Genomic DNA, 26,488 nt, shown 5'->3' on the forward strand with positions numbered 1-26,488 from the left:
CACCCCTCCAGACGCTGCTCACCAGCACCAACTGAAGACGTGCTCTTACTTGTCTCCCAACATTTCGGGAGGTGATGTTGCATGCCGCATAGGCGGGAAGCGTTTTGCCTCGAACTACGCACCCCCCTATACAGGTAAGTATTATCTTACGGATATAGACGAAAGACGTACGCCGCAGACAAATCTTGACGGTCTATTAAGTTGCATAGGCTATTTCTCGCAACCAGGTTGACACCATCGGCGCAATGATACTTGCGCACCAACTCCATGACGGACGTTGTTGGTCAGCCCTCAGGTATTTTCAGATATTAAAATCATCGTGGAGTATTTCCATGCCTATATTTTCAATTGGCTCGGACAGTCGTGCTGTCCTCGCAGCATTCTCTCGGTCTCAGGCAGTTATAGAATTCGACACCAGCGGAAAAATTCTTACAGCCAACGAAAATTTCTGTCGCGCCGTAGGCTATAGTCTCTCCGAGATCGTTGGCAGACATCACAGCATGTTCTGTGAACCTGCTTACGCGGGCTCACAGGACTACAAGGCCTTCTGGTCTCGTCTGGGTGAAGGCAAATACGATACCAGCGCCTACAAGCGTATCGGCAAGGGCGGGCGGGAAATCTGGATCCAAGCCTCGTATAACCCGGTGATCTCGTACGGAAGGGTTTCCAAGATCGTCAAGATCGCTACGGACATCACCATAGCCAAACTCAAGGCTGCCGAAGACGAGGGCAAGCTCAATGCGATATCCCGGACCCAGGCGGTTATCGAGTTCACGCCGACCGGCGAGATTATTCATGCCAACCGGAATTTCCTTGATTGTCTCGGCTACGAACTGCCAGAGATCGTCGGCGGCCATCACCGCATGTTCTGCGAGCCGGCATTCCGTGAAAGCACCGAATACCATGAATTCTGGCAGGCGCTGGCAAGCGGCCAGCCTGCCGCGGCCGAATTCAAGCGCATCGGCAAGGGCGGCAAGGTCGTCTGGATCCAGGCCTCCTACAACCCGATCCTGGATGCAGACGGAAAGGTCTTCAAAGTCGTCAAGTTTGCGACCGACATTACCGAACGGGTCCGTGCGGTAGATGATATTGCGGCCGCTCTTACCGGCCTGTCTGAAGGTGACCTCACCTACAGCATCGAGCATGCATTCATACCGAGCCTCGAGAAGATCCGGCTCGACTTCAATGTGGCAATCGCGAAACTGCGCGATGCGATGCGAACTGTTGGAGTAAATGCCGAAGGCATCGCGGCCGGCTCCACCGAAATTCAGCAAGCCTCCGACAGCCTGGCGCGGCGCACCGAACAGCAGGCGTCCGCCGTCGAGGAAACGGCCGCCGCACTGGAACAGATCAGCCGGACCGTCGCCGACAGTGCCAAGCGGGCCGAAGAGGCCGGTTCGCTGGTCGAAAAGACACGGAAGGGGGCGGAGCGCTCGGGCGAGGTCGTACGCAATGCGGTCAGTGCCATGGGACAGATCGAGACCTCGTCCAAGGCCATCAGCAGCATCATCGGCGTGATTGACGAGATCGCGTTCCAGACGAACCTCCTGGCGCTGAATGCAGGCGTCGAAGCGGCGCGTGCCGGTGAAGCCGGAAGGGGCTTTGCGGTTGTGGCTCAGGAGGTCCGTGAACTGGCGCAGCGCTCCGCAACCGCGGCGCGGGAAATCAAGACGCTGATCACGACATCAACGGAGCAGGTCTCTCAAGGGGTCTCGCTGGTCGCCCGGACCGGCCAGTCGCTGGAGGAAATCGTCGGGCAGGTGGCCGACATCAACAACAACGTTGCCGCCATCGTGGAAGCCGCGCGCGAGCAGGCCACCGCACTGCGGGAAGTGAGTAACGCCGTCAATACCATGGACCAGAACACGCAGCAGAACGCCGCCATGGTCGAGGAAACGACCGCAGCAAGCCATGGCCTGGCGCGTGAGGCCCAGGTGCTCAGGGATCTGCTGGCTCGGTTTAGATTTGGGCAACGTTCTTCACCTAAGATGCGTGTACCGCATAACGACACGAAGCCGGTTGCCTCTCCTGCGCGCCAGCTTCAGGCCCGGGTTACCCGCGGAACGTCGAGCGCAGCCTTGCTCCAGGCCCCGGAGAGTTGGGAAGAATTTTGATGGCTACGACAACCAGTTCCGCGAACTACAGCGGCGAAACCCTCGAAATCATCGCATTTCGACTTCACGATCAGGAATTCTGCGTCAAGACCACCACGATCCGTGAAATCCGCGGATGGGCACCGTCGACGCCGATTCCGCATGCACCGTCCGACGTGATTGGCGTGATGAACCTTCGCGGTTCGGTGATTCCGATCATCGACCTCGCCCAGAAACTCGGCATGAAGAGTGCCGTGGCAACGGAGCGGAGCGCGATCGTCGTGGCGGAAGTGCACAACATGGTCATCGGCATGCTCGTCGATCAAGTCTCCGACATCCTGACCATACCGAGCAGCCAGGTGCAGCCGGTTCCGGAAGTTTCGGCCTCCTTCGACAAGTCCTTCTCCGAAGGCATCATCGCCAACGAGAACGGCATGATCTGCTTCCTTAACCTCGCCAAGATGTTCAAGGGAACGGAAGCCGACGATCTCGCCGCTTAATCGCGGCCACGACCCGCACAAGAAAGGCCGCCCGTCAGCAACGGGCGGCCTTTCTGTTTTCTGCACCTGAAGAAGACGGCAACACCGCCTTTACAGAATGAGCTCTTATCCGAAGATCGCCAGGCTGCTTTTCAGCGTCACCCAGACGCCCCAAACAAGCGGAATTCCGACGACCGCCCAGGCAGCCATTGCCTTGCCGTCCAAGCCGCCGGTGCCAATCCCGAACGAACCGGTCGGTCCAACGTTGGCGGCAGCGGTTTTCGCCTGCAGCGATGCAACCTCCTTCTCGGACATGAACCATTTTTCGGGCAACGGGCGGACGAACGCATTTGCGATGATGCCCAAGACCAGCATGCCCGCCAGAATGTACATGGTCCCGGTGTAGAGAGCCGGCCCCGCTGGTACGCCGGCCGCAATCTGGGCCTCTCGGATGTAGTTGACGACTACTGGCCCGACAATGCCCGCGGTCGCCCATGCTGTCAGCAAGCGGCCGTGGATCGCACCGACGAATTGTGTCCCGAAGATATCCGCCAGATAGGCCGGAATGGTCGCGAAACCGCCGCCATACATCGACAGGATGATGCCGAAGGCGAGAACGAACATCGCTTTGCTGCCCATGTCGGCCAAGGTTGGTGCAGCAGCGTAGAGAACGATGCCGATGACGAAAAACGCGTAGTAGGTATTCTTGCGGCCAATCTTGTCGGAAAGCGATGCCCAGAAGAAGCGCCCGCCGATATTGAACAGCGAAAGAAGCCCGGCAAAACCTGCTGCAATCGCAGCGATCTGCCCCTTCTGGCCGACATCAAGCTGCGAGAACGTAAGTTCCGGAAGCCCAATCAGCGACCCGGCGAAGATTTCCTGCAGCATTGGGGAAGCCATGCCGATCACGCCGATACCGGCAGACACGTTGAGGCAGAGCACTGCCCAGATGAGCCAGAACTGCTTCGTCTTGTGCGCGTCGCGCAGATGGACGTGCCGCGTGGTGATCATCGTGTTCTTGGAAACCGGCGGGGTCCAGCCCTCGGGACGCCAGCCGGCAGGCGGAATACGATATCCGAAAGCCCCGCCCATCATGAAAACGAAGTAGATGATCGCCATGACGACGAAGGTCTGCCAGACGCCGACCGAAACGTCGGTCTTGAAAGTATTCATCAGGATGTTGGCCAGCGGTGCGCCGATCATCGCGCCGCCCCCAAAGCCCATGATGGCCATGCCTGTCGCCATGCCGCGACGATCGGGGAACCACTTGATAAGCGTCGATACCGGCGAGATGTAGCCGAGACCGAGACCGATGCCGCCGATCACACCTGCACCGACCCACATCAGCCACAACTGGTGGGTCATGACGCCAAGGGCCGCCACCAGCATGCCGCCACACCAGCAGCAGGCCGAAACAAACCCCGCTTTGCGGGGGCCTACACGTTCAAGCCAACCGCCCCATATGGCAGCCGAGCAGCCAAGCAGCACGAAGAACAGCGTATAGATCCAGCCCAAATCGGCGACACGCCAATTACAGGAGGTGGTAAAGAGTGCCGTCAAAAGATTGATATCGGCACACGCTGCCGGTGTCTCGGATCCCAGCGCCCGTGAAAGCGGAAGCCAGAACACGCTGAAGCCATAGGCCATGCCGATGCAAAGATGGATTGCCAGTGCTGCCGGCGGTACGAGCCACCGGTTGAAGCCCGGCTTTGCAATGATGTGTTCTCTATCAAGGATGCCTGGCTCTGCCAGCCTTCCCACTATTGTACCTACGTCTGCCATTCCAATCCTCTCCTCCTGAAAATGGATTTTTAAAAATGGGTACTGCCGCTCCCTCCTGCGGAAGCGACTTCAAGTGGCGCTGTCTGGGATACTCGGTTCCGACAGCGATTCACCCGCCGCTGCACCCTTGCCACCTGGAGCCCCCTCGGCAGCATCCGCCCCCACCCCGACACCGGCACCAACCTTGGCCTCCGGCCTGCGGATCTTCGTCGATGCACTGATCACCAGCGGCAAAAGACCTTCGCCGCCCGCATCGATGTGCTCGAACAGGTGCCGGCGCATGCGCGGCTCCCAGAACTTGTTGATATGCGTCGCCACGCCTTCGACACGCACCTCCTCTGGCTGCGACAGAAAGAACGTCGCGATCTGGTTCGCCATGCGAACCAGCTTCGCGCGGGTCTGATCATGCGACATGGGCAACGGCTCCGGTTTTGATGCGGTCGGCTCTCGTGAAAATCTCGAAGTCCGGCCCACGGGCCAGCGCAACGAGCGTCATCCCGGCTTCTTCAGCCGTCCGGATGGCAAGAGCAGTAGGTGCGGAAATAGCAATAAGGATAGGCGATCCGAGAATGGCTGTTTTCTGCACCATTTCAACGGAAACCCGGCTGGTCACGACCACGGCGCCCTCGTCCCCACGGATGCCTTGCCCGATCACAGCACCAATCAGCTTGTCGAGTGCGTTGTGCCGCCCCACGTCCTCACGGACCGCCACCACACCGCGACCCGGGACAAAAAAGGCTGCGCCGTGCACCGCATGGGTTTCGCGATGAAGCGGTTGCAGGTCGTTGAGCGCAGCGACAGCGGTTGCGACGTCGTTTGCACCCAGTTCAACGGTAGCAGATGAGACCTGCGGTACCGGCCGCACTGCCTGGTCGATCGACTCGATGCCGCAGAGGCCGCAGCCGACCGGTCCTGCCATGTGACGGCGACGGCCCCGAAGCGCTTCTTCCTTGTCCTCGCCCAAGGTAATCTGGATATCGATCCCCCGGCTCTCCTCCACGACGGAGATTGCCTCGATCTCCCGCAATGAGCCGATGATCCCTTCCGTAAGGCTGAAGCCAACGGCAAAGTCTTCGAGATCCGCGGGTGTCCCCATCATCACCGCATGGGTGGAGCCGCCATAGGAGAGCGCGATCGGCATCTCCTCCGGCACGATCCTGGTATCGGAATGCACGCCAGATTTGCGATAGACAAGTTCCCGCGCAGCCGTCTTCGTCTCGAAAACCCCCACTGGACGATCCTATTCCGCTGCTTCCAACTTGCCTGCGATCCGGCGGGACCGGCGCGTCAGCTCCTCATAGTCCTGCTGCCATTCCGTCGGCCCATTGGACGGTGAGACCTGAACCGCCGTTACCTTGTACTCAGGACAATTTGTTGCCCAGTCGGAGAAGTCCGTGGTGATGACGTTCGCCTGGGTGTCGGGATGGTGGAAGGTCGTATAGACGACGCCGGGCGCCACTCGATCGGTGATCAGCGCCCTCAGCGTGGTATCGCCGGAGCGGCTGGCGAGCTTGATCCAGTCGCCCTCCTTGACGCCGCGCTGCTCGGCATCATGCGGATGGATTTCCAACAGGTCTTCCGCATGCCACACGACGTTCTCGGTACGGCGCGTCTGGGCACCGACATTATACTGGCTGAGGATGCGGCCGGTGGTGAGCAGGAGGGGGAAGCGCGGACCGGTGCGTTCGTCGGTCGCCACGTATTCGGTGCGGATGAACTTGCCCTTGCCGCGAACAAACCCGTCGATATGCATGATCGGCGAACCGTCCGGGAATTTCTCGTTGCAGGGCCACTGCACCGAACCCTTCTCCTCCAGATAGGCGTAGGAGACGCCGGCGAAGCTGGGCGTCGTCGCGGCAATCTCGTCCATGACCTGCGACGGATGAGTATAGTTCCAGTTCAGGCCCATCGCCTGCGCCAGCTTTTGCGTCACTTCCCAGTCCGCATAACCGTTCTTCGGGCTCATCACCTTGCGGACACGGTTGATGCGCCGTTCAGCATTGGTGAAGGTTCCGTCCTTCTCGAGGAAGGTCGAGCCCGGAAGGAAGACGTGGGCATAGTTTGCCGTTTCGTTCAGGAAGAGGTCGTGAACGACAACGCATTCCATGGCGGCGAGACCGGCCGAGACATGCTTGGTATCCGGATCCGACTGCAGGATGTCTTCGCCCTGGATGTAGATGCCCTTGAACGTCCCTTCGACGGCGGCATCCAGCATGTTGGGAATGCGCAGCCCCGGTTCGTTGTTGAGCGTAACGCCCCACATCTTCTCGAACGTATCGCGGGCCGCGTCGTCGGAGATATGACGATAGCCCGGCAGCTCGTGCGGGAACGATCCCATGTCGCAGGAGCCCTGCACATTGTTCTGGCCGCGCAGCGGGTTCACGCCGACGCCCGGTCGGCCGAGATTGCCTGTCGCCATTGCGAGATTGGCAATCGCCATGACGGTCGTCGATCCCTGGCTGTGTTCGGTGACGCCGAGCCCGTAATAGATCGCGCCGTTGCCTCCGGTCGCATAGAGACGGGCGGCGCCCCGAACGAGATCTGCCGGAACCGCGGTGAATTTTTCGGTCTCTTCCGGGCTATGCTGCGGCTCGGCGACAAAGGCGGCCCAGTCTTCGAATTCAGACCAGTCGCAGCGCTCGCGGATGAATTTCTCGTCGAACAGGCCTTCCGTGACGATGACGTGCGCCAATGCCGTCAGAACCGCAACGTTGGTCCCGGGCTTCAGCGGCAGGTGGTAGGACGCTTCCACATGCGGCGTGCGGACAAGATCGATGCGGCGCGGATCGATGACGATCAGCTTGGCACCCTGACGCAGCCGCTTCTTCAGACGCGAGCCGAAGACCGGGTGGCCGTCGGTGGGGTTCGCGCCGATAATGATGGCAACATCCGTATGCTCGACGGAATCGAAGTTCTGCGTCCCGGCCGAAGTACCAAAGGCCTGGCCGAGGCCGTAGCCCGTTGGCGAATGGCAGACGCGGGCGCAGGTATCGACGTTATTGTTGCCGAAGCCGGCCCGGATCAGCTTCTGGACAAGGAAGGTTTCCTCGTTGGTGCAGCGGGACGAAGTAATGCCACCGATAGACTCACGGCCATACTGATACTGGATACGGCGGAATTCCGACGCGACATGCGCGTATGCCTCCTCCCAGGTCACTTCGCGCCACGGGTCGGAGATATTCTCGCGGATCATCGGGTTGAGAATACGGTCCTTATGGCTGGCATAACCATAGGCGAAGCGACCCTTGACGCATGAGTGGCCGCGGTTCGCCTGGCCATCCTTCCACGGCACCATGCGGACGATTTCCTCACCGCGCATTTCCGCCTTGAAGGAGCAGCCGACGCCGCAATAGGCGCAGGTGGTAACGGCCGAGTGCTCCGGCTGACCGATTGCGATAATAGACTTTTCCGTGAGCGTGGCGGTCGGACAGGCCTGCACGCAAGCGCCGCAGGAAACGCATTCGGAATCAAGGAAATGCTCGTGCATCCCGGGAGAAACGCGGCTTTCGAAACCACGGCCCTCGATCGTCAGGGCGAACGTGCCTTGCACTTCCTCGCAGGCCCTTACGCAGCGTGAGCAGACGATACATTTTGACGGATCGTACGTGAAGTAGGGGTTTGTTTCGTCCTTCGGCATCCACTTGGCATTGGTCTCGCCATTGGTGCGGGCCTTGACGTGATTGTCTCCCTCATAGCCGTAGCGAACATCCCGCAGGCCAACTGCGCCGGCCATATCCTGCAACTCGCAGTCGCCGTTGGCCGCGCAGGTAAGACAGTCGAGCGGGTGATCGGAAATGTAGAGTTCCATCACGCCGCGGCGGATGTCCTTCAACCGGCCCGTCTGGGTGTGAACCACCATACCGGGCATTACCGGCGTGGTGCAGGACGCAGGCGTGCCGTTGCGGCCCTCGATCTCCACCAGACAAAGGCGGCACGAGCCGAATGCATCGACCATGTCGGTCGCGCAAAGCTTAGGCACCTTGATGCCGGCTTCCATGGAAGCGCGCATGATGGAAGTGCCTTCCGGCACCGTGATCTCGCGACCGTCGATGGTGATCGTAACCTGAGCCTCGGAGTGGGAAGCAGGTGTACCGTAGTCGATTTCATGAACGAGAGACATTGTCTTACTCCGCCGCTTCAACGAGGGGTGTGGGAGCGAAATCTTCAGGAAAGTGGTTCATCGCGCTCATGACCGGATACGGTGTGAAGCCACCGAGGGCGCATAGAGAACCAAACTTCATCGTGTTGCAGAGATCGGCAAGCAGAGCCTTGTTCTTCTCCGGCTCGATGCCCTGGGCAATCTTGTCCGCCGTTTCGACGCCGCGCGTCGAACCGATCCGACAGGGCGTGCACTTGCCACAGCTTTCGATAGCGCAGAACTCCATCGCGAAGCGCGCCTGCTTCAGCATGTCGGCGCTGTCATCGAAGACAGTGATGCCGGCATGGCCGATCAGCCCGTCCTTGGCGGCGAATGCTTCATAATCAAATGGCGTGTCGAACAATGCGCGGGGGAAATACGCGCCGAGGGGACCGCCGACCTGCACGGCCTTGACCGGTCGGCCCGTTGCCGTGCCACCGCCGATATTGTCGACGATCTCGCCGAGTGACAAACCGAACGCAGCCTCGTAAAGGCCTCCGTATTTCACGTTGCCGGCAATCTGGATCGGGATCGTTCCGCGGGACCGGCCCATGCCGAAATCACGGTAGAAGGCGGCGCCCCGGTCCATGATGACCGGTACCGAAGCAAGCGACATGACGTTGTTGACGACCGTCGGGCACCCGAGGAAGCCCTTCAGTGCCGGCAGCGGCGGCTTGGCACGCACGATGCCGCGCTTGCCCTCAAGCGAATTGAGGAGCGAGGTTTCCTCGCCACACACATAGGCGCCCGCGCCGGCACGCACCTCGATATCGAAGGCGTGCGCGGAACCCAGCACCGACGGCCCGACTATGCCCGCATCCCGAGCAATCTCGATAGCCCTTGTCATCGTGGCTATGGCGTGGGGATATTCCGAGCGCGTGTAGATGTAACCTTTCGTCGCTCCCGTCGCGAGGCCGGCAATAGCCATGCCTTCGATCAGCACAAAGGGGTCACCTTCCATGATCATCCGGTCGGCGAATGTGGCACTGTCACCTTCGTCGGCATTGCAGACGATGTACTTCTGCGGTCCGGCCGCATCCATCACCGTCTTCCACTTGATGCCCGTCGGAAAGCCCGCGCCGCCGCGGCCACGCAGGCCGCTGTCCGTCACTTCCTTGACGATATCGGCAGGCGCCATGGCGACCGCCTTCTCAAGCCCCTTCAGGCCTTGATAGCGGCGATAGTCCTCGAGAGAAAGCGGATCGGTTACGCCGCAACGGGCGAAGGTCAGCCGGGTCTGCTGACGAAGGAAGGGAATTTCCTTCGTCAGCCCAAGACAGAGGGGATGTCCATCGCCGGTCATGAAACCAGCATCGAACAGGCTCTTCACATCCGAGACCTTGACCGGCCCATAGGCCATGCGTCCGCGCTCTGTCCGCACTTCAACCAATGGCTCCAGCCAGAACATGCCGCGAGAACCATTGCGCACAACCTTGGCATCCAGCCCACGAGATTCGATCTCCTGGGCAATCGCCTTTGCCACCTTCTCGGCTCCAAGCGCGAGGGCCGCAGCATCGCGCGGCACGAATATAGTCACCGTCATCGGCGTACCTCCGCCACGATTTCGGAAAGACAGTGTTCGTCAACCCGGCCGTAAACCTCGTCGTCCAGCATGGCGGCTGGAGCGCAGGCACAGAGCCCGAGACAGTAGACGGGCTCAAGCGTGACCGAACCGTCCGGCGCGGTTTGGTGGAAGTCGATGCCAAGAAGCTGCTGTGCGCGATCAGCGATACGGTCGCCGCCCATCGCCTGGCAGGCTTCGGCACGACAGAGCTTCAGCACATGCCGGCCCGCAGGCGCATCCCGGAAGTCGTGGTAAAAGGTAACGACTCCATGCACCTCGGCGCGCGACAGATTGAGTTCCCTGGCGATCACCGGCTTCACCTCTTCCGGGATGAAGCCGAACTCATTCTGTATGGCATGCAGGATCGGAAGCATTGGACCTTCCAAATGCTTCAACTCCTGGATGATCGATAGCGATCGCTCGGCGTAAACGCCGCTCGTCACATGCACATTCATTCCTTGACCTCCCACAAGAGAATGCCGTGGCATGCTCTCTGTAACGCACCCCTGCGTCTAGTGTGTACACAGTGTCGCTCTCGGCTCGGAGAGGGTCAATATCGATGTTTTGTCACTCGATAGGTAAAAGCTATCAAAGCGCCGCTTGAGCAGCCAGGCTTCGTGCTTGGTGCAGCAATGCGGAAACCAGTGGCGTAAATGGCTCGCGATGCGTCGCGACCAAGCCGACGATATGGCTGGCTTCCGGTTCCACGATCGGGATCATCTTGATTTGTTTGGCAAATCCGAACGACCGGGCCACATTACGCGGCATGATGCTGGCCCACTGCCCTGTCCCTACATGGGAGAGAAGCACAACCATCGAGTTCGACTCAAGTGTCGGATGCACGGTAACATTCGCATTTGCGAGATGCTGATTGATGATTCTGCGGTTCTGCATGTCCGATGTTAATAGACAAAGCCGAAGGCCATCGAGCTCCTTCCAGGTAATCTGCTCGCGTTCCGCGTAAGGCGTGCCCTCCGCCGTGACCAGCGTATATCGCTCCGCATATAGCGGTACGCTCGTCACTCGCCCCAGCGGTTCGTTGTCCAGATACGTAATTCCGGCATCAATTTCGAAATTATCCAGCTGGCTCAGCACCTGGAGCGAGTTTCGCGAGACGACGGAGAACGTCACCTCCGGATGCTTTGCCTGAAATGGTTCCGTCAGTCGGTGAATCATTGCGAGCGCGGTCGGGATAGCCGCGAGGCGAATATGCCCGGAAAGACCCGTCTTCGCTGCACGCATCTCCTCCCGCATGGTACGGGCGTCTCCGACAATCCGCCTCGCCCACTCGAGGACACGCTGACCCTCCGGGGTCAGGCCCTGAAAGCGCGAACCACGTACAACCAGGATAACGCCAAGCTGATCTTCAAGCTGGCGAATGGCCGCCGACAGTGAAGGTTGCGATATTCCGCAATCTTCTGCCGCCCGCCCGAAATGGCCTTCGCGCGCCAACGCTATGAAGAACTCAAGCTTGTCGATCACAGATGTTCCCTCCATCCCCGCAACTACCGCACTTCGCAGGAAGCATGCTCAGACCGCAAGGATACTGGCAATCGGTCCACCAGGATACGGTACAACCTCCATCACTCCCGCGACGAACTGAGGCACCCCGCCGAAAACAAAAAAGCGGCTCATGGAGCCGCTTAAGAAATGCAAAGCTGTTTGGTGGTTCAGGCCGCGACAAGCACGCCGTTCAGGTGCGTGAGTTCCGCAAGGAACTGCTCCAGCTTGGTCTTATGTTCATCGCTCTGGGCATTGTTGATCTCAAGCTGGGCCGCTTCGATACGCTGCTGAAGCGTGTCGCGCGTCAACTCATTGGCCGGAACGGCGGATTCTGCGAGCAACGTGCAGCCGGTCGGCAGGATATCCGCAAAGCCACCGAATACGACGTACTTGGTGACCTGGCCGGAGGCAAGCTTCACCGAAACGACACCGGGCTTGATCGTGGTCATGGTCGGGGCGTGGTTCGCCATAACCGTCATCTCACCCATCGTAGCCGGGATCACGACTTCAGTTACCTTTTCGGACACGAGAAGACGCGCCGGAGAAACGAGCTCGAAATTGAAGGCGTCAGCCATGGCGGTTCACTTCTTAACGTGTTGCATGCAAGGGCGCGCGGCGTCGGCTGCGCGCCCTCATTTGAATGCTTAGGCAGCGCCGGCCAGCTTCTTGGCCTTTTCGATCGCTTCTTCGATCGAGCCGACCATGTAGAAGGCAGCTTCCGGCAGGTGATCGTACTCGCCGTTGACGAGGCCCTTGAAGCCCTTGATCGTATCTTCGAGCGCGACGAGCTTGCCCGGCGAACCGGTGAAGACTTCGGCGACGAAGAACGGCTGCGACAAGAAGCGCTCGATCTTGCGGGCGCGCGCGACAGCGATACGGTCTTCTTCGGAAAGTTCGTCCATGCCGAGAATGGCGATGATGTCCTGGAGCGACTTGTAGCGCTGCAGGGTCGTCTGCACCTTACGAGCCACTTCATAGTGCTCTTCACCGACAACCATCGGGTCGAGCATGCGCGAGGTGGAGTCAAGCGGGTCAACGGCCGGGTAGATACCCTTTTCGGCGATCGAACGCGACAGAACAGTCGTTGCGTCCAAGTGGGCGAACGAGGTTGCCGGTGCCGGGTCGGTCAAGTCGTCGGCGGGAACGTAAATGGCCTGAACCGAGGTGATCGAGCCCTTGGTCGTGGTGGTGATGCGTTCCTGCATCTGACCCATGTCCGTTGCCAATGTAGGCTGATAGCCCACAGCCGACGGAATACGGCCGAGCAGAGCTGACACTTCGGAACCTGCCTGTGTGAAGCGGAAGATGTTGTCGACGAAGAACAGAACGTCCTGGCCCTTGTCGCGGAAGTCTTCAGCGATCGTCAGACCGGTGAGAGCAACGCGAGCACGGGCGCCCGGAGGCTCGTTCATCTGGCCGTAAACGAGAGCAGCCTTGGAGCCTTCGCCACCGCCGTGCTTGTTAACGCCCGACTCGATCATCTCGTGGTAAAGGTCGTTGCCTTCGCGGGTACGTTCACCCACGCCTGCGAACACGGAGTAACCGCCGTGCGCCTTTGCGACGTTGTTGATGAGTTCCATGATCAGAACGGTCTTGCCGACGCCTGCGCCGCCGAAGAGACCGATCTTACCACCACGAGCATACGGCGCGAGAAGGTCGACGACCTTGATGCCCGTAACAAGGATCTGGGCTTCGGTCGACTGATCGACGTAAGGCGGAGCATCCTGGTGAATGCCGCGCCGGGTAGCGGTCTTGAGCGGGCCTGCTTCGTCGACCGGCTCGCCGATGACGTTCATGATGCGGCCAAGCGTTTCCGGACCAACCGGAACGGAGATCGGAGCGCCCGTATCGGAAACCTTCTGGCCGCGGACGAGACCTTCGGTCGAATCCATGGCGATGGTGCGAACGGAGTTTTCACCCAGGTGCTGAGCAACTTCGAGAACGAGGCGGCTGCCGTTGTTCTCGGTCTCGAGCGCGTTGAGGATCGACGGCAGTTCGCCGTCGAATGCAACGTCGACAACGGCGCCAATCACCTGCGTTACTTTACCGACGGAGGTGCCGGCGTCCAGGGTAGCTGCGATAGCCATAATTATTACCCTCTTTCCTTACTTCAGAGCGCTTCCGCGCCCGAAATGATTTCAATGAGTTCCTTGGTGATCTGCGCCTGACGCTGACGGTTGTAGGACAGCGTCAGCTTATTGATCATATCACCGGCATTGCGCGTCGCGTTGTCCATTGCGGACATCTGAGCGCCATAGAAGGATGCGTTGTTCTCGAGGAGAGCGCGGAATATCTGCATCGCAACGTTGCGCGGCAGCAGTTCCTCGAGGATTTCCTCTTCACTCGGCTCGTATTCGTAGAGGGCGGCTGAATCGGCAGCTGCCTTTTCGCTGGCCTCGAACTTCGCCGGGATGATCTGCTGGGCGGTTGCCACCTGCGAGATTACCGACTGGAAACGTGCATAGAACAACGTCGCGACGTCGAACTCGCCCTTGTTGAAAAGATCGAGAACCCTGCGAGCCACATCATCCGCGTTGGCAAAGCTCAACTGCTTCACTTCGCGGAAGGTGACGTAGTCGACGATGTTCTCCCGGAACGCCCGCCGCAGGATGTCATTTCCCTTGCGGCCGACGGTCAGAATCTTCACCGTCTTGCCTTCAGACAGCAACTTCAGGGCGTGATCGCGTGCCAATCGGATGATGGACGAATTGAAGCCACCGGCCAATCCGCGTTCACCCGTGGCAACCACCAGAAGATGCACCTGCTCGCGGCCAGTACCTGCAAGCAGCAGAGGCGCTTCGGCACTACCGGCCGAAGCGGCGCTAAGACTGGCAAGCACCTTGTTCATGCGTTCCGCGTAGGGGCGAGCGGCCTCGGCCGCTTCCTGGGCACGGCGCAGCTTCGCCGCGGCGACCATCTTCATCGCCTTGGTGATCTTCTGCGTCGCCTTGACGGAGGCGATCCGGCTTTTCAGATCCTTAAGTGAAGGCATCCGTTATCGGTCCTCGATCTTGATCCGTTTTCAGGCGAAAGACTTGGCGAACGTATCGAGTGCAGCCTTCAGCTTGCCCTTGGTGTCGTCGCTGATGGCCTTTTCGACGCGAATGGTGTCGAGAACGGCCTTGCCTTCGGAGCGCATGTAGCTCAACAGGCCCTGCTCGAACTTACCGACATCGCTGACGGAAATCTTGTCGAGGTAGCCGTTGACGCCCGCGAAGATCACCGCGACCTGCTCTTCCGTCTTGAGCGGAGAGAACTGCGGCTGCTTGAGGAGTTCCGTCAGGCGTGCACCACGGTTCAGAAGGCGCTGCGTGGAAGCATCGAGGTCCGAACCGAACTGGGCGAAGGCGGCCATTTCGCGATACTGGGCGAGTTCACCCTTGATCGAGCCGGCAACCTGCTTCATCGCCTTGACCTGCGCGGCAGAGCCGACGCGGGAAACCGACAGACCGACGTTAACGGCCGGGCGGATACCCTGGTAGAACAGATCCGTTTCAAGGAAGATCTGACCGTCGGTGATCGAGATCACGTTCGTCGGAATGAACGCCGAAACGTCGTTACCCTGAGTTTCGATGACGGGCAGAGCCGTCAGCGAACCGGCACCGCGCTCGTCGGAGAGCTTTGCAGCGCGCTCGAGGAGACGCGAGTGGAGATAGAAAACGTCGCCCGGATAGGCTTCGCGGCCCGGCGGGCGGCGCAGCAGAAGCGACATCTGGCGATAGGCAACAGCCTGCTTGGAAAGGTCGTCGTAACCGATCAGGGCGTGCTGGCCGTTGTCACGGAAGTACTCGCCCATAGCAGCGCCAGCAAATGGTGCCAGATACTGCATTGGAGCAGGATCAGATGCAGTCGCAGCAACAATGATCGAATACTGAAGAGCGCCACGCTCTTCTAGAACCTTAACGAACTGAGCAACAGTCGAGCGCTTCTGACCGATAGCAACATAAACGCAGAACAGCTTGTCGCCGTCTGGACCGTTATCGTGAATTGCCTTCTGGTTCAGGATCGTATCGAGAATGATCGCAGTCTTACCAGTCTGACGGTCACCGATAACCAATTCGCGCTGGCCACGGCCAACCGGGATCAGGGCGTCGATAGCCTTGAGGCCGGTCGACATCGGCTCATGAACCGACTTGCGCGGGATAATGCCCGGAGCCTTTACGTCAACGCGCGAACGGCGCGTTGCGTTGATCGGGCCCTTGCCGTCAATCGGATTACCGAGCGCGTCAACAACGCGGCCGAGAAGCTCCGGACCAACAGGAACGTCAACGATAGCGCCCGTCCGCTTGACGGTGTCGCCTTCCTTGATCGCACGGTCGGAACCGAAGATAACCACGCCGACATTGTCGGCTTCAAGGTTGAGCGCCATACCGCGGACGCCGCCCGGAAACTCGACCATCTCACCGGCCTGGACATTGTCCAAGCCGTAGACGCGAGCAATACCGTCGCCAACGGAGAGAACCTGGCCGACCTCGGAGACCTCAGCCTCCTGACCGAAGTTCTTGATTTGATCTTTCAGAATTGCGGAAATTTCCGCGGCGCGGATATCCATCAGCCAACCTCTTTCAGTGCAAGCTTAAGGGTGGAAAGTTTGGTGCGAAGGGAAGTGTCAATCTGGCGCGACCCGATCTTGACTATCAGACCGCCAAGGAGCGTGGGATCAACGGTGACGTTGACATCCACATTCTTGCCAGTGACGCCCTTCAGCGCCGACTTGAGTTCTTTTTCCTGAGCCGCCGTCAGCGCATGCGCAGACGTGACCTCGGCAGTTACTTCGCCACGATGCTCTGCAGCGATCTGGCGGAAAGCACGGATCATGCCCGGAAGGGCAAAGAGGCGGCGATTTGACGCAACGACTTTCAGGAAGTTACCGACGACGCCGGCGATACCTGCCTTGGCGGCAACCGCGGAGATGGCACGCTGCTGTTCTTCCGCAGAGAAAACCGGGCTCGCGACGAGGCGCTTAAGATCGTCGCTCTCATCCAGCAGCGCCTGAAACCGATCTAGATCCGCGCTGACCGCATCGATCGACCCAGCTTCGCGGGCAAGCTCGAAAAGCGAGGATGCATAGCGTTCTGCTACACCGGAAATCATCTGGGACGTGTCAGCCACGGGCACAGTTTCCCTGAATTGTCATCAAGCGCCAGACCTCCTCGCGGGAGATTTATAAGCCCTTGAGATTATTTGCTATTTATTTGAAAACAGCCAGCTTTTATGCTGACCTCTTCAGACTTTCGCGGTTCGTCTAGCATAGGATGTATGGACTCGCAACACGGGAGGCCCGCTAAAACGCCCCTGCCCCAAGGGCTTGAACCGATTTTATCGAGTCAAGGCGTCGAATCCTTCTCCGTCGCGGCCAGACATCTCGTCAAAAATAACCGAACACATAGCCAAGCGGCATGGCGGAGAGCATCAGTTGCAACAGCAGTATGAAGACGTTGCGAGCTGTCCGGCCACGATCAAGAAACAGGGACAGGACACGCCCCAAGGCAGCAAATGCCAATGCGCTGCCCAGCATCAGGTAGGTAAAGTCCTGTGCCAATGCCACGGACGCCAATCCGAGGCCGAGATATAGCCCGCCAGTGGAGCGCGTGGCACCGAAGCCCTCCGCTCCGACGTCGCCGATGCTGAAGCCACCCCATCTGAGGAGTGTGGCCGGAAACAACAGGGTCAGAAGACCGATGAGAGCGATTGCCGTCGCAGCGGCGAAGGCCAGTTGCTCGGGAAGTTCGCTCGGGAAATAGAGCTCCAATATTCTCTCCTGCGACATTCATAAAGCCGAGGTTCGGCAATACCAGTCGGCCGATGATTCTTAAAGGAAGCTTTGAGGATCGATGTCGATCTGCACCTGCACAGAGCCACGGATCTTTGGGCCGTTGGCCATCATTGCCTGCATAAAGGCTTGCATGTCAGAGTTTCGACGGCCGTGCACCAACAACCGGAACCGGTGGCGCCCTCGTACCAGTGCCAGGGGAGCTTCGGCCGGTCCCAGGACGGATATGCCAGAGACATGCGGCGAAGCCGCCCGAAGACCGCGCGCGTGTATTTCCGCATCGGCCCGGGAATCGGCGGAGACGATGATAGAGGCCAACCGGCCGAACGGCGGCAGCACCGCCTTCTCACGTTCGGTTATCTCTCGCTCATAGAACGCACCCGGATCGCCAGACACGATGGCCTGCATGACCGGATGCTGAGGCTGATACGTCTGCAGCAGGCCATGACTTTTCAGCCCGGTACGGCCTGCGCGACCGGTAACCTGGCTGAGAAGCTGGAAGGTCCGCTCCGCTGCACGCGGATCTCCGTTGGCAAGCCCGAGGTCCGCATCGACAATTCCCACAAGGGTCATCAGGGGGAAGTTATGGCCCTTGGCTACCAGCTGCGTACCGATGACGATATCCGCTTCACCCTTGGTGATCGCCTCAAGCTCCAGGCGGAGCCGCTTTACCCCGCCGAGCATATCGGAAGACATCACGATCGTGCGTGCGTCCGGAAAATGCTTTTCTACTTCTTCGGCAATGCGCTCAACGCCGGGGCCACAGGCCACCAGGTGATCCAGTGTCCCGCATTCCGGGCAGGCTTCCGGCGTCGGCTCCGAATAGCCGCACTGATGGCACTGGATTTGATTGCGGAAGCGGTGCTCGACCAGCCAGCTCGAACATTGAGGGCATTGGAAGCGATGACCGCAGACCCGGCACAACGTGAGGGGTGCATACCCCCTTCGGTTGAGGAACAACAGTGCCTGCTCGCCACGTTCGACCGTCTTGCCGATCGCCCGCACCAGTATGGGAGACAGGAAGCCACCCCGCTCGGGCGGATGCCGACGCAAGTCGATCAGATGAAGGTCCGGCAAGGCGGCGTCACCGAAACGCGTCGGCAGATGCACGAGATGATAGCGTGCAGCCTGCGCGTTAACCTGGCTCTCCACGGATGGTGTCGCCGACACCAGGACAATGGGAAAATCACCGATCCGCGCGCGCACGACGGCCATGTCGCGAGCGTTGTAAAAGACGCGATCTTCCTGCTTGTAGGCAGGATCATGCTCCTCGTCGACGATGATGAGGCCAAGATTTTCGAACGGCAGGAAAAGAGCCGACCGGGCACCGGCCACCACCTGAACATCACCGGTGACAATCCCCCGCCAAACCTTTTCGCGCATCCGCGGGGCGAGGTCGGAATGCCACTCTCCTGGTCTTGCGCCGAACCGATCATGGAAGCGATCAAGAAAACTCGCAGTAAGGGCAATTTCCGGCAAGAGGATCAGAACCTGCTTGCCGCGCCGAAGCGTCTCGGCAATCGCTTCGAAGTAGACTTCCGTCTTCCCGGAGCCCGTGACGCCGTCTATCAGCGAGGCCGAATAGCCTCCCTTTCGCACAAGTTCGAGGATTTCGGCGGCGGCCTCCTTTTGCGGGCCCTCGATGCGAGGGGGGGAATAGTCCGGGTCTGGCTTTGCCACCACCGGTGGCGGCGGGAGGAAAACAGTCTCGAACAGTCCTTGCCGTATCAACCCATCGATGACGCTGGTGGACACACCGGCCGCATGGGCAAGCCCCGCCTTTGTCCAGGGAATGTCCCCATCGACAATATCCAGAACTTTGGCCCGCGCCGGGGTGCGTCGTTCCGGCTCGCCGCCAAGATACCGCAGCCCTTCCACCATGGGTTCGGGATCGAGTGCCGCCGGCGCGCGGATTGCCATGCGCGCCACCAGACCGGGAGGCGACAGCGTATAGCCGGCGACCCATTCGATAAAGCGGCGCATCTCCTTCGACAGCGGTGGGCAATCGAACGCCGACGTGATCGGCCGCAGCTTCTTGGGATCGAGTTTCCCGTCGTTCTCGCCGTCCCAGACGACACCGATGACCTGTCGCGGACCAAGCGGCACCTGCACAACGGCACCCGGCTCGACATGCATCCCTTCCGGAACGGCATAGCTATAGGGTCCCGGCGCCGGCAAGGGGACGAGAACGGGTACAACGTGTCTTGCCGGCAGCGTTTCGAAAAGCGCGCCGAAGAGGGTGGAGGAATCTGTGCCCATGCGGCGGGACCATGCCCCGAAGCAGAACAAAAGTGAACCCTAAAGCAGCCTAATCGTCATCGATGGCGCCGGCAAGCCGCATACCGTCGATTGGAGTTTGGCTGCACGCCCGGAACCTGTCCCATATCGACGAGCTTAGAACCGCGACATGAACCTTGCATCGCCGTCGGCAGCAAGTTCGAGAACCGTGTGATTTTCTAAAGCTTTGGTTACCTCGCCAACATCGCCCTCCAGCTCGTCAGGCTGGATCATCTGCCCGATGGTGAAGTCAAAGCGATTGCCCTTCTTGTTGAGGAGTTCGTAGAACACCGTCATGTCACGAAGCTCCGTCGACCACTTGGCGAGCCAGTAGAAAAGGCCCGAGTTCCGCGCCTTCATGTGGATCGGCAGGATCGGCAGATTGTATTTTCTGGCGAGCGCGACCGCAGACGTTTTCCATGGACGCTCATTGAGCTGCCCGTCACCCCAATAGGCGATCCGGCCGGACGGAAAGAGCACCATCACCTTGTCGTCTTCGACCGACTGGTTGGTAAGCACCAGCGTTTCGCGTGTCTTTAGCTTGCTCTTGAACTCATCCCGCCATTCGACGGGAATGATCATCTCCGCAAATCGCGGGTTGACACGCACTGCGTCACGGTTGGCGAATACCATCATGTCGGGGCGTCGTTCCTTGAGAAGATCGAACACCGCGACGCCATCGGCAATACCGGTCGGATGATTGCTGACGAGGATGAAGCCACCCTTCTCCGGAACCCGCTCCGCATTCGTGGCGCGTACATCGAGCTTCAAGAGGTTGCTCATGTACTCGAAACACTGAAAGCCGGATAGCGGCGCTATATCGCCTGCAAACTCGATCGCCCGATCATAACGCAACAGTGTGTAGAGAAACGGCCGCATCAGCGGCCAGAATGGATGTTTCACTATGCGCTGGCCGCGTTCGGCAATCAGCGTATCGACGATGTGGCCAGGCCTTCCTTGGGAAACCAGAGAAACTGCTTCGGCAAAATGTCCCAAGGGGGACATCGAATCGCGGCGCGCCATACAAACTCCTGCAGACAGGATAGGGGATATATCGCAGTCCGGCATGATCGAACAATGACAACGTTGCGCCCTCTTCAGTGAATCGTAACGTCACACGATGCAATCTGGGTCGATTATCTGACCAATTCAATAGGCGCCCCTTTGAGCGATCTGCTGATCATCGCCGCACCCGACCTGCTGGACAAGAGAAGAGAGTGGCTCGAAAGCCTCGAGCGCGAACGGCGGCTTTCTGCCAATACACTGGAAGCCTATGAACGTGACACGCGTCAGTTCCTCGCCTTCCTGACGGGCCACCTGGGCGGCCCAGCACGGGTAGCTGACGTGCATACGCTGCGTCCAGCCGATCTCCGCGCCTTTCTCGCCGCTCGTCGTCGACAGGGCTCCGGCGCTCGATCCCTTGGCCGCCATCTCGCGGGCCTGCGCTCCCTTCTGCGCTACCTTGAGCGCCAGGGATTGGTGAACGCCGCTGCGGCCGGAGCCATCCGCGCACCGAAACAGCCGAAGTCCCTACCCAAACCGCTGTCGGATCGACAGGCAGTGGCAGTCGTAGCCGCCGATGCACAGCTTCATGACGAACCCTGGATCGCAGCCAGGGATGCGGCAGTCCTTACGCTACTGTATGGCTGCGGCCTGCGCATCTCGGAAGCACTGGGACTACTGCCAGACGACCTTACGCGGGAAGCGCATACGCTCCGCGTTACCGGAAAAGGTGGAAAGACCCGCCTCGTACCGCTGTTGCCTGTCATCGTCGAAACAGTCGAAAGCTATAAGAAGCTGTGTCCCTACGTATTGGCGCCCGACCAGCCGATGTTCCGCGGTGCACGAGGAGGTCCGCTACAGCCGGCCATCATCCAACGAGGCATGCAAAAACTGCGCGGTGCCTTCGGTCTTCCGGAGACGGCGACGCCGCATGCCCTGCGTCATTCCTTTGCCACCCATCTCCTCGCCGGCGGCGGGGACTTGCGCACGATCCAGGAACTGCTGGGGCATGCGAGCCTGTCCACCACCCAGGTCTATACCGGCGTGGACACGGCCCGCCTGCTGGAGGTCTACGATCGAGCGCATCCACGGGCATAACATCGCCTTAACCATGCGCCTTAATCACTTGTCGAGTACGACGCGCTAAGGTCTGCGGACATTTTGGACGGATGACATGACGACGACCGCCTTCCCCCTGCTCATGCCCAGACTAGTCAAAAAACTGCCTTCGCTGTCGCTGTGGTTCCTGGCTGCAGTACACGTCCTGGTGCTGGCTTCCTTCTTTCTGGTGCTGCTGACGGTCTCGCCGGCGCGGGCTCAGGAGTGTCACGGAGAGAACCTGCTCAAGGCACTCGAACGTGACGACCCGCAGCGCTATGACGCGGTCATCAATGAAGGCATCAAGGTCGTCAACGGCAAGGGCCTGTTCTGGAAAATCGAGGGTAAAGGCTCTGCTCCGTCCTATCTTCTCGGAACAATGCATGTCAGCGATCCAAGAGTTCTCGATATGCCGGCCGGCGCAGCCGAGGCACACGCAGAAGCGCGCACGATCGTCATCGAGTCTGATGAAATCCTTGACGATAAGAAAGCAATGGCAGCCATTCTTGCCAAGCCAGAGCTCACCATGTTCACGGACGGCCGGTCCATCGAAAGTCTCCTGTCACCGGATGACCTTGCCATCCTCGAGGCAGGCCTGAAGCGGCGCGGCCTCGTGCTTTCTGCCGTTTCCCGCATGAAGCCGTGGATGCTCGCCAGCTTCGTGGCACTACCCGCCTGCGAACTTGCCCGCAAGGCACAGAACGCAGCGTTTCTGGACAAGAAGATCGCCCTTGATGCCGTCGCAGCTGGAAAGCCCGTCAAAGGGCTCGAAACGCTCGACGAACAGCTGACCGCGATGGCGGAACTGCCGCTCGAGTTTCATCTCAAGTCTTTGGTCGAGACCGTGAAGCTCGGTGATCGGATGGAAGATGTCGTGGAAACCATGACGGAGCTTTATCTGCAAGGCGAAACCGGATTGACCATACCCGCACTGAAGGCGGTTACCCCATCCGGGGCAGGAGATGATGAGAGCGCCTATGTGGCGTTTGAAAGCACGATCATCTCCCAGCGGAACCACAAGATGGCCGAGCGAGCCAAACCTCTGCTCATCGACGGGGGGGTCTTCATGGCCGTGGGGGCGCTGCATTTGCCGGGTGAAGATGGCTTGGTGGAGCTTCTTAGAAAGCAGGGCTTTGCGGTAACTTTGGTGCGCTAAAGCTCTCGAAACTCTTCTGTATTAGCTCTTGGCGAATGGTTGTCCGGCTCCATATCCCCTGAAGGCTGCCCGCGTGAGAACCCTGGCAAAGCCCGAGGCTGACAAAAGCAGGGGCGATCCATGACTGAACCCAGCGAAACACCACCTTCCCATCGCGTCGGACTGACGGAGGGTGTCAATCGCCCAGTGTTTTTCTGGTCGGCCGGCATCACGCTGCTCTTCGTCATTACAGGCGTTCTGGCACCCGAATCCTCCGCTGCAACGTTCAGTGCCGTACAGGGTTGGATCGTCGCAGAATTCGGCTGGATTTATCTGCTTTCTGTCGCGATCTTCTTGATCCTGATGCTTTTTCTCGGCGTATCGAGCTACGGCAGCATCAAGCTGGGACCAAACCACTCGGAGCCCGACTTCAGCTACTCGGCGTGGTTCTCCATGTTGTTTGCCGCTGGCATGGGCATCGGGCTCGTCTTCTTCGGTGTCGCGGAGCCCGTGAAGCATTTTACGGCACCGCCTGTCGGAGACGCTGAGACCATCGCCGCAGCCCGCACTGCCATGGAGATCAGCTATTTCCACTGGGGGCTGCATGCGTGGGCCGTCTATGCGGTGATCGGCCTTTCGCTTGCCTACTTCTCGTTCCGCCACGGGCTTCCGCTGACGATGCGCTCGGCGCTCTATCCGATCATCGGCGACCGGATCTATGGCCCGATAGGTGATGCCGTCGACACCTTCGCCGTCATCGGTACGCTGTTCGGCGTGGCAACGTCGCTGGGCCTGGGCGTACTGCAGGTCAATGCAGGCTTGGCGCATGTTCTGGGTTGGCCAATAGACTTCTGGGTGCAACTGCCCCTGATCGTCGTCATCACGGGCATGGCAACGATTTCGGTGGCGACAGGCCTGGAGAAGGGCATCAAGTTTCTTTCCAACCTCAACATGTTCATGGCCGTCGCGCTAATGGCCTTTGTCTTCGTGATGGGACCGACAACTTTCCTGCTCCGCACCTTCGTCCAGAATTTCGGTGCCTATCTCGACCAGTTCGTTCTGCGTACCTTCTACATGTACGCCTATGCGCCGAATGATCAGCCGGGCGAATGGCTGGGCGACTGGACACTGTTTTATTGGGGCTGGTGGATTGCCTGGTCGCCCTTCGTCGGGATGTTCATCGCCCGCATTTCGCGCGGCAGGACGATCCGTCAGTTCATTTTCGGCGTTCTTCTCGTGCCTTCCGGCTTCAGCTTCGCCTGGATGACGGTGTTTGGCGATACCGCCTTGTCGCTCCATCTGACCGGCACAACAACTGCGGTCTCGGAAGCGGTCGCGCAGGACGTTACACTGGCCCTTTTCGTCTTCCTCGAACAGTTCCCGTTGGGAACCTATGTCTCCTGGTTTGCAATGGTCCTGATCGTCTTCTTCTTCGTTACCGGCGCGGATTCTTCGGCACTTGTCATCGATACGCTGACCTCCGGCGGCCGGGAGGATGGACCAGTCGCACGCCGCGTATTCTGGGCCATCACATCGGGGGTCATCGGGGCTGTTCTCCTGTCCTCGGGTGGCCTGGATGCACTACAGACGGCCTCGATCGCAGGCGCCCTGCCCTTCACCTTCGTGATGCTCTTGATGTGCTGGGGCCTTATTCAGGGCCTGCGTCGCGAAGGCCTGCGCCAGAACGCCCTGGTACAGAGCCTTCGACCCCGCCAGGCCATCAACTGGCAGCGGCAGTTGCACGGTATCATCACCTATCCGCGCAAGGCGGAAGTCACCCGGTTCCTGCAGGATCTTGCAGGTCCTGCACTGGACGATGTGGCCGAGGAGTTGCGCAGGCGCTCCCTTGAGGCGGAGGTGATCCAGGAAGATAACCGGCTGAAACTGATCGTCACCCCCGGTGGCGAGGAGGAGTTCGTCTATGGGATCAGAATGCGGTCCTACGACATGCCGAGCTACAGCTTCATCGAAAGTCAGCTGAACCGCCAGCACAACGACAAATACTACCGCGCCGAGGTTTATCTCTCGGATGGGGGACAGGACTACGACGTCATGGGTCTAACCCGCGACGAACTGATCCAGGACGTGCTGGGCCAATACGATCGTCACTTCCAGTATCTGCACGCCGTCAGGGCCTGAGGGGCATCCAGCTAAAAGAAAAGCCCGGCCTGCAGGAATGCAGGCCGGGCTTTTCTTTGGCAGATGAGTGCCATCGATCACATGTGGATGGGCTTGAAGAAGGTGCCCAGCGCCGCTTCCTTCACCGCTTCCGACATGGTCGGGTGCGCATGGCAGGTGCGGCCGAGGTCTTCCGACGAACCACCGAACTCCATCAGAACCGCGATCTCGTGGATCATCTCGCCGGCGCCAAAGCCGACGATATGGCCGCCGAGGACGCGGTCGGTTTCCTTATCGGCGAGGATCTTCACGAATCCGTCTGTCGCCAGCATCGCACGAGCGCGACCGTTTGCCGTGAACGGGAACTTACCGACCTTGTAGGCGATACCCGCCGCTTTCAGCTCCTCTTCCGTCTTGCCGACGGAAGCGACTTCCGGCTGCGTGTAGACCACGCCCGGGATGATGTCATAGTTCACATGACCGTGCTGACCGGCGAGAATTTCTGCCAGTGCAACACCTTCGTCTTCTGCCTTGTGCGCCAGCATCGGACCCTTGACCACATCGCCGATCGCATAGATGCCGGGAACATTGGTCTTGTAGTGATCGTCGATCTCGACGCGACCACGGTTGTCGAGCGCGACACCTGCCTCTTCTAACCCAAGGCCCTTCGTGTAGGGCATGCGACCCGTGGAAATCAGCACGACGTCGGCTTCAGCTGTCTGCGCTTCGCCGCCCTTGACGGGCTCGTATGTGACCTTCGCGCCGGTGGCCGTCTTCTCGACGCCGGTGACCTTGGCTTCAGTCTTGATGTCCATGCCCTGCTTGGCCATCATCCGCTGGAACTGCTTGGAAACGTCGCCATCCATCGCGCCGAGCAGCTTGTCGAGATATTCGATGACAGTGACCTTGGCGCCGAGGCGCAGCCAGACGGAGCCAAGCTCCATGCCGATGACACCGCCGCCAACGACGATCAGGTGCTGCGGCACTTTGTCGAGCGCAATCGCGCCGGTAGAAGAGACGATGACCTTTTCGTCGATCTCGACGTTGACGCCCGGAATGCCCGCAACGTCTGAGCCAGTAGCGATGACGATGTTCTTCGTCTCCAGCTCCTGCACCTTGCCGTCTTCCGCCGTCACGGAAACCTTACCGGCCGAGACAACCTTGCCGATGCCGGTGAAGCCGTCGATCTTGTTCTTCTTGAACAGGAAAGAGACGCCGTCGACGTTGGACTTCACCGTCGCATCCTTGTGCGCCATCATCTTTCCAAGGTTCAGCTTCGGAGCCGACACCTCGACACCGAGCGCATCCATGCCGTGGCCCGCGTGGTGGAACATTTCGGATGCGTGCAACAGGGCCTTGGAGGGAATGCAGCCCACATTGAGGCATGTACCGCCGTAGGTGGCGCGCTTTTCGACAACCGCGACCTTCAGGCCGAGCTGGGCTGCCTTCACCGCACAGACATACCCACCGGGGCCGCTTCCGATTACGACGAGATCATAAGCCATTACAGATTCCTTTCAGTGAGA

The 26,488-nt window shown here is 59.7% G+C and carries 21 protein-coding genes; 5 read left to right on the forward strand and 16 right to left on the reverse strand.

The features are described 5' to 3' along the window. The first annotated feature begins 332 nt into the window (after positions 1-332). Together LH464_RS07585 and LH464_RS07590 are read left to right on the forward strand one after the other, a co-directional pair. Positions 333-2,114, forward strand: a complete 1,782-nt coding sequence (locus tag LH464_RS07585; protein WP_226785774.1) for a methyl-accepting chemotaxis protein — start codon at positions 333-335, stop codon at positions 2,112-2,114. After that, positions 2,114-2,593 carry a chemotaxis protein CheW gene (locus LH464_RS07590; protein ID WP_226785775.1) on the forward strand — a complete coding sequence of 160 codons (480 nt, stop codon included), beginning with the start codon at positions 2,114-2,116 and terminating at the stop codon, positions 2,591-2,593. The genes LH464_RS07585 and LH464_RS07590 overlap by 1 nt, the downstream gene beginning before the upstream one ends. A 105-nt stretch (positions 2,594-2,698) precedes the next feature. Here the strand turns inward: LH464_RS07590 and LH464_RS07595 are convergent, their stop codons facing one another. From LH464_RS07595 to LH464_RS07665, 15 genes are all read right to left on the reverse strand, one after another. After that, positions 2,699-4,354 (reverse strand): OFA family MFS transporter, encoded by a 1,656-nt coding sequence (locus LH464_RS07595; RefSeq protein WP_226785776.1) that lies wholly within the window; start codon positions 4,352-4,354, stop codon positions 2,699-2,701. A 69-nt stretch (positions 4,355-4,423) separates the two neighbouring features. After that, a complete protein-coding gene (locus LH464_RS07600) occupies positions 4,424-4,768 on the reverse strand; it encodes a formate dehydrogenase subunit delta (protein ID WP_226785777.1) in 345 nt (114 codons plus the stop codon). After that, positions 4,758-5,585, reverse strand: a complete 828-nt coding sequence (gene fdhD, locus LH464_RS07605) for a formate dehydrogenase accessory sulfurtransferase FdhD (protein ID WP_390624941.1) — start codon at positions 5,583-5,585, stop codon at positions 4,758-4,760. Before fdhD ends, LH464_RS07600 begins: the two co-directional genes overlap by 11 nt. A 9-nt stretch (positions 5,586-5,594) precedes the next feature. Further along, positions 5,595-8,474 carry a formate dehydrogenase subunit alpha gene (gene fdhF, locus LH464_RS07610; RefSeq protein WP_226785778.1) on the reverse strand — a complete coding sequence of 960 codons (2,880 nt, stop codon included), beginning with the start codon at positions 8,472-8,474 and terminating at the stop codon, positions 5,595-5,597. A 4-nt stretch (positions 8,475-8,478) separates the two neighbouring features. Beyond that, entirely contained in the window at positions 8,479-10,035 is a 1,557-nt protein-coding gene (locus LH464_RS07615) for a formate dehydrogenase beta subunit (protein WP_226785779.1), read from the reverse strand. After that, a complete protein-coding gene (locus tag LH464_RS07620; RefSeq protein WP_226785780.1) occupies positions 10,032-10,511 on the reverse strand; it encodes a formate dehydrogenase subunit gamma in 480 nt (159 codons plus the stop codon). The genes LH464_RS07615 and LH464_RS07620 overlap by 4 nt, the downstream gene beginning before the upstream one ends. 133 nt (positions 10,512-10,644) lie before the next feature. After that, positions 10,645-11,538 carry a LysR family transcriptional regulator gene (locus LH464_RS07625; RefSeq protein WP_226785781.1) on the reverse strand — a complete coding sequence of 298 codons (894 nt, stop codon included), beginning with the start codon at positions 11,536-11,538 and terminating at the stop codon, positions 10,645-10,647. Positions 11,539-11,726: 188 nt separating this feature from the next. Then, positions 11,727-12,134, reverse strand: a complete 408-nt coding sequence (locus LH464_RS07630) for a F0F1 ATP synthase subunit epsilon (protein WP_226785782.1) — start codon at positions 12,132-12,134, stop codon at positions 11,727-11,729. A 69-nt stretch (positions 12,135-12,203) separates the two neighbouring features. Further along, a complete protein-coding gene (gene atpD, locus LH464_RS07635) occupies positions 12,204-13,646 on the reverse strand; it encodes a F0F1 ATP synthase subunit beta (protein WP_226785783.1) in 1,443 nt (480 codons plus the stop codon). Positions 13,647-13,669: 23 nt separating this feature from the next. Continuing rightward, entirely contained in the window at positions 13,670-14,551 is an 882-nt protein-coding gene (locus tag LH464_RS07640; RefSeq protein WP_226785784.1) for a F0F1 ATP synthase subunit gamma, read from the reverse strand. 30 nt (positions 14,552-14,581) lie between these two features. After that, on the reverse strand, positions 14,582-16,111 hold the full coding sequence (gene atpA, locus LH464_RS07645) for a F0F1 ATP synthase subunit alpha (RefSeq protein WP_226785785.1): 1,530 nt from the start codon (positions 16,109-16,111) through the stop codon (positions 14,582-14,584). Further along, positions 16,111-16,677 carry a F0F1 ATP synthase subunit delta gene (locus LH464_RS07650; protein ID WP_226785786.1) on the reverse strand — a complete coding sequence of 189 codons (567 nt, stop codon included), beginning with the start codon at positions 16,675-16,677 and terminating at the stop codon, positions 16,111-16,113. Before LH464_RS07650 ends, atpA begins: the two co-directional genes overlap by 1 nt. Positions 16,678-16,927: 250 nt before the next feature. Continuing rightward, entirely contained in the window at positions 16,928-17,311 is a 384-nt protein-coding gene (locus tag LH464_RS07655; RefSeq protein ID WP_226785787.1) for an AGROH133_08824 family phage infection protein, read from the reverse strand. A gap of 60 nt (positions 17,312-17,371) precedes the next feature. Then, the gene (locus LH464_RS07660) at positions 17,372-19,591 is read right to left on the reverse strand and encodes a primosomal protein N' (protein ID WP_226785788.1); all 2,220 of its coding nucleotides are present in this window, start codon (positions 19,589-19,591) and stop codon (positions 17,372-17,374) included. A 135-nt stretch (positions 19,592-19,726) separates the two neighbouring features. Next, positions 19,727-20,632 carry a GNAT family N-acetyltransferase gene (locus LH464_RS07665; protein ID WP_226785789.1) on the reverse strand — a complete coding sequence of 302 codons (906 nt, stop codon included), beginning with the start codon at positions 20,630-20,632 and terminating at the stop codon, positions 19,727-19,729. Between the two features lie 141 nt (positions 20,633-20,773). Here LH464_RS07665 and LH464_RS07670 point away from each other — a divergent pair, with 141 nt between their 5' ends. The 3 genes from LH464_RS07670 (at position 20,774) to LH464_RS07680 (ending at position 24,983) form a co-directional block, all read left to right on the forward strand. After that, positions 20,774-21,709, forward strand: a complete 936-nt coding sequence (locus LH464_RS07670; RefSeq protein ID WP_226785790.1) for a tyrosine recombinase XerC — start codon at positions 20,774-20,776, stop codon at positions 21,707-21,709. 103 nt (positions 21,710-21,812) lie between these two features. Beyond that, positions 21,813-22,865, forward strand: a complete 1,053-nt coding sequence (locus LH464_RS07675) for a TraB/GumN family protein (RefSeq protein ID WP_390624946.1) — start codon at positions 21,813-21,815, stop codon at positions 22,863-22,865. Between the two features lie 120 nt (positions 22,866-22,985). Then, a complete protein-coding gene (locus LH464_RS07680; protein ID WP_226785792.1) occupies positions 22,986-24,983 on the forward strand; it encodes a BCCT family transporter in 1,998 nt (665 codons plus the stop codon). A 77-nt stretch (positions 24,984-25,060) separates the two neighbouring features. On the opposite strand, the gene lpdA is transcribed toward LH464_RS07680, so the two are convergent. Then, the gene (gene lpdA, locus LH464_RS07685) at positions 25,061-26,467 is read right to left on the reverse strand and encodes a dihydrolipoyl dehydrogenase (protein WP_226785793.1); all 1,407 of its coding nucleotides are present in this window, start codon (positions 26,465-26,467) and stop codon (positions 25,061-25,063) included. Positions 26,468-26,488 lie beyond the last annotated feature (21 nt).

This window comes from Pseudorhizobium xiangyangii, assembly GCF_020531965.1.
In the GTDB taxonomy this organism is placed as follows: domain Bacteria; phylum Pseudomonadota; class Alphaproteobacteria; order Rhizobiales; family Rhizobiaceae; genus Neorhizobium; species Neorhizobium xiangyangii.

Excerpts from the sequence above, each read along its gene's own strand:
- LH464_RS07585 (WP_226785774.1), top strand. The coding sequence starts at position 333 with ATGCCTATATTTTCAATTGGCTCGGACAGTCGTGCTGTCCTCGCAGCA.
- LH464_RS07590 (WP_226785775.1), top strand. The coding sequence starts at position 2,114 with ATGGCTACGACAACCAGTTCCGCGAACTACAGCGGCGAAACCCTCGAA.
- LH464_RS07595 (WP_226785776.1), bottom strand. The coding sequence starts at position 4,354 with ATGGCAGACGTAGGTACAATAGTGGGAAGGCTGGCAGAGCCAGGCATC.
- LH464_RS07600 (WP_226785777.1), bottom strand. The coding sequence starts at position 4,768 with ATGTCGCATGATCAGACCCGCGCGAAGCTGGTTCGCATGGCGAACCAG.
- fdhF (WP_226785778.1), bottom strand. The coding sequence starts at position 8,474 with ATGTCTCTCGTTCATGAAATCGACTACGGTACACCTGCTTCCCACTCC.
- LH464_RS07615 (WP_226785779.1), bottom strand. The coding sequence starts at position 10,035 with ATGACGGTGACTATATTCGTGCCGCGCGATGCTGCGGCCCTCGCGCTT.
- LH464_RS07620 (WP_226785780.1), bottom strand. The coding sequence starts at position 10,511 with ATGAATGTGCATGTGACGAGCGGCGTTTACGCCGAGCGATCGCTATCG.
- LH464_RS07630 (WP_226785782.1), bottom strand. The coding sequence starts at position 12,134 with ATGGCTGACGCCTTCAATTTCGAGCTCGTTTCTCCGGCGCGTCTTCTC.
- atpD (WP_226785783.1), bottom strand. The coding sequence starts at position 13,646 with ATGGCTATCGCAGCTACCCTGGACGCCGGCACCTCCGTCGGTAAAGTA.
- LH464_RS07640 (WP_226785784.1), bottom strand. The coding sequence starts at position 14,551 with ATGCCTTCACTTAAGGATCTGAAAAGCCGGATCGCCTCCGTCAAGGCG.
- atpA (WP_226785785.1), bottom strand. The coding sequence starts at position 16,111 with ATGGATATCCGCGCCGCGGAAATTTCCGCAATTCTGAAAGATCAAATC.
- LH464_RS07660 (WP_226785788.1), bottom strand. The coding sequence starts at position 19,591 with ATGGGCACAGATTCCTCCACCCTCTTCGGCGCGCTTTTCGAAACGCTG.
- LH464_RS07665 (WP_226785789.1), bottom strand. The coding sequence starts at position 20,632 with ATGGCGCGCCGCGATTCGATGTCCCCCTTGGGACATTTTGCCGAAGCA.
- LH464_RS07675 (WP_390624946.1), top strand. The coding sequence starts at position 21,813 with ATGCCCAGACTAGTCAAAAAACTGCCTTCGCTGTCGCTGTGGTTCCTG.
- LH464_RS07680 (WP_226785792.1), top strand. The coding sequence starts at position 22,986 with ATGACTGAACCCAGCGAAACACCACCTTCCCATCGCGTCGGACTGACG.
- lpdA (WP_226785793.1), bottom strand. The coding sequence starts at position 26,467 with ATGGCTTATGATCTCGTCGTAATCGGAAGCGGCCCCGGTGGGTATGTC.